The following is a 3,090-nucleotide window of genomic DNA, read 5'->3' on the forward strand; positions in this document are numbered from 1 at the left end:
TCTCGATGGCGCTGGCATGCTCGCCCAGTTTTTGGCGAAGCGTCTGCACGTGCACGTCAACGGTGCGCGAACCGCCGTCGAAGTCCCAGCCCCACACGCTCTGCAGCAACGACTCGCGGGTAAAGACTGGAGGCAGTTCACTGTCCCCTTTGTGGTGGTTCGTGAGCATGACGTGAGCGACATCTAGGTTTTTTGCAACTCAATACGACACGTACGCTAACTCCCTTCAACAAGGAGGACCCTATGCTGATGCTCAAAACCGCCACGGTACTCGAAGCCATCTCCAAGCGCCGCCGCGCGGCGCGCCCTGCCGCTCATACCGGCCTGTCCAAGAACACCATATTCGCCACCACCCATAGTGCCGATGACGCTCTCGTACTGCTTGGCGCCACGGCAAACGGCCTCACCGCCGAGCAGGCAGCCGAGCGCCTGGACGCCTCCGGCCCCAACACCATCGAGGCAACGACCAAAACGCTCGCCCGCCGCGTCGCCGACGCGTTCATCGATCCCTTCGCCGGTATCCTCGCCGCGCTCGCGCTGGTCTCGCTCTACATCGACGTGCTCGCCGTGCCCGAGCCGCAGCGCGACCCCTCCACGGTCATCGTCATCGGCATCATGCTGCTGGTATCGGGCGGCATGAAGTTTATCCAGGAAGCCCGCAGCGGCAATGCGGCAGAGGCTCTCAAGGACCTGGTGTCCAACACTTGCACCGCCCTGCGCGACGGTGAGCGCCTCGAGATCCCCTTCGACGAGCTCGTTCCCGGCGATGTAATCCGCCTCTCTGCCGGCGATATGGTGCCGGCCGACGCCCGCATCGTCACCGCGCGCGACCTGTTTGTGATCGAGTCCGCGCTCACCGGCGAGAGCGAGGCCGTCGAGAAGACCGCTGCCACCACCGTCGTCGATGGTGCCGGCGGCTCTGCGCTGCCGCTCTCTGCCTGCAAGAACATCGTCTTTACCGGCACCTCCGTGCAAAACGGCACCGCCATGGCGCTTGTCGTTGCCACCGGCTCGGACACCTACCTGGGCAGCATCGCCAAAATGCTCAACGGGCGCGGCGAGAAGAGCGCGTTTGACCGCGGCGTCTCGAGCGTCTCCATGTTGCTCGTACGCCTCATGCTCGTTATGGCGCCGGCCGTCTTTGCCATCAACGCCGCCACCAAGGGCAACGTCATCGACGCGCTGCTGTTCGCCACGAGCGTGGCCGTGGGCATCACGCCGCAGATGCTTCCCGTCATCGTGACCACGAGCCTGTCGCAGGGCGCCAAGGACCTCGCCCGTCGCCAGGTTATCGTCAAGGAGCTGCCGGCGATCCAAAACCTGGGTGCCATGGACGTCCTGTGCTGCGACAAGACCGGCACCCTCACCGAAGACCGCATCGTGCTCGAGCGCTACCTCAACACCGATGGCAATGAGGACGCACGTGTGCTGCGCCATGCGTTTTTGAACAGCTTCTTCCAGACCGGCCTCAAAAACCTTATCGACCTGGCCGTAATCGACCGTGCCGATGTAACGCCCTCGGTCGTCGCGCCCGATTCCATGCTGGGCCAGAGCCTGCGCGACCGCTACACCAAGGTCGACGAGGTGCCCTTCGATTTCTTGCGCCGTCGCCTGAGCGTAGTTGTAGCCGACGCCCAAGGCAAAACCCAGATGGTCACCAAGGGCGCTGCCGAAGAGATGCTCGAAATCTGCTCCTTTGTCGAAGTCGATGGCATCGCCCAACCGCTCACCGACGAGAAGCTCGCCCAGATTCGCAAGCAGGTGGCAGGACTCAATGCCGAGGGCCTGCGCGTGATCGCCGTGGCACAGAAGACCAGCCCGCGCACCGTGGGCGAGTTTGGCATCGCCGACGAGTACGACATGGTGCTGATGGGCTTTTTGGCCTTCCTCGATCCGCCCAAAGCAAGTGCCGCGGGCGCTGTCGCCACCCTCGAGGCCAAGGGCGTGGCGGTCAAGGTCCTGACCGGCGACAACGACCGCGTCGCCGCCACCGTCTGCGAGAAAATCGGCATCGACGCGAGCAACGTCTTGCTAGGCTCCGAAATCGATGCGCTCGATGACGCCGAACTTGCCGAGCGCGCCAAGAAAACTCACCTCTTCGCCAAGCTCTCGCCGCTGCAGAAGGCGCGCTTGGTACGCGTCATGCGCGAACTGCTCGGCCACACCGTGGGCTTTATGGGCGACGGCATCAACGACGCCGCCGCCATGCGTGCGAGCGATTGCGGCATTTCGGTCGATTCGGCCGTTGACATCGCCAAGGAATCCGCCGACATCATCTTGCTTCAGAAGGACCTGGGCGTGCTCGAGCGCGGCATCATCGAAGGCCGCCGCACCTACGGCAACCTGCTCAAGTACCTCAAGACCACGGTGAGCTCCAACTTTGGCAACGTGTTGTCCGTGACCGTCGCGAGCCTGTTCCTGCCGTTTTTGCCCATGAGCGCCCTGCAGCTGGTGCTGCTGTCTCTGGTTTACGAGATCGTGTGCATTGCGCTGCCATGGGACACCGTCGATGACGCCTGGACCGCCTGCCCGCGCGCCTGGGACGCCGCGTCCATCAAGGGCTTTATGCTCGAGCTTGGCCCCGTGAGCTCGCTGTTTGACATCGTGACCTTCGCCGCGCTCTTCTTTGTGGTGTGCCCCGCCGCCGTGGGCGCGAGCTGGGCCGAGCTTGCCGCCGCGGGCAATGTTGCCGGCATGGCAACCTTTGCGGCGATTTTCCAGAGCGGCTGGTTTGTCGAGTCCATGTGGTCGCAGACGCTCGTGATCCACATGCTGCGCTCCCCGCGCCTGCCGAGCTCGCGCGACCACGCCGCGCCTGCGCTGTGCGTGCTCACCGTGCTGGGCCTGGCACTTGTCACCTGGCTGCCGGCAAGCCCCATCGCCGACGCGCTGGGCCTCATGACGCTACCCGCAATCTTTTTCGCACTGCTCATCGGCATCGTTGCCGCCTACATCGCGCTCACTCAACTGGCAAAGCGCCGCTACATCGCCCGCCACGGCGAGCTGCTGTAGCACGGTGAGCCGCCACAGTAGACAGCCCAAGGGCAAAACCACCACAAAGGCGCCTGTGAACTGCCTCCCATTTCTTGG

Annotated in this window: 1 protein-coding gene and 1 pseudogene; one reads left to right on the forward strand and one right to left on the reverse strand. The window is 64.0% G+C overall.

Annotated elements, in window-relative coordinates:
- Window positions 1–127: pseudogene (locus tag AAAX36_RS09365) on the reverse strand (winged helix-turn-helix domain-containing protein); the annotation flags it as partial.
- A gap of 116 nt (window positions 128–243) precedes the next feature.
- On the opposite strand from AAAX36_RS09365, the gene mgtA reads away from it, so the two are divergent.
- Window positions 244–3,012: a magnesium-translocating P-type ATPase gene (mgtA, locus tag AAAX36_RS09370; RefSeq protein WP_349075270.1), complete on the forward strand. Its 2,769-nt coding sequence runs from the start codon at window positions 244–246 to the stop codon at window positions 3,010–3,012.
- The last annotated feature ends 78 nt before the right edge of the window (window positions 3,013–3,090 follow it).

The organism is Collinsella sp. CLA-ER-H10, assembly GCF_040092475.1.
In the GTDB taxonomy this organism is placed as follows: Bacteria; Actinomycetota; Coriobacteriia; order Coriobacteriales; family Coriobacteriaceae; genus Collinsella.